At 60.0% G+C, this 275-nt stretch carries 1 protein-coding gene; it reads right to left on the bottom strand.

The window, feature by feature from the left end; genetic code table 11:
* Nucleotides 1-275: hypothetical protein (locus tag RMT89_RS42835; protein WP_315889168.1), on the bottom strand; the 275-nt coding region annotated here is incomplete at both ends.

The raw sequence follows: 275 nt of genomic DNA, 5'->3' as shown, positions 1-275 counted from the left end.
CGACCCCAAGCGCCACCGCAAGGGCGCGGAAGCGTGCCTCGGCCACCTCCCCGAACAACGCCCGCCCTTTTTTCGTCAGGCGCAGTTCCAGCACCTTTTTCTTGGGAAAAAACCGAAGGCTGCCCGCATCTTCGGGGTCTTTCAGCGCGAACATCGCATCAAAGCGAAGCGCCTTGCCAAGAATCTCCGCGTCCTGAATTTCCTGCTCGGACAAAAGCGCGAAAAGCGGCGCCATGGGCGACCCGCTGCGATTGTTCTTATAGCGATGCAACAGC

The sequence above is a fragment of the Streptomyces sp. P17 genome (assembly GCF_032436805.1).
Lineage (GTDB): Bacteria > Actinomycetota > Actinomycetes > Streptomycetales > Streptomycetaceae > Streptomyces.
This window is presented reverse-complemented; position numbering and strand designations above follow the sequence as displayed.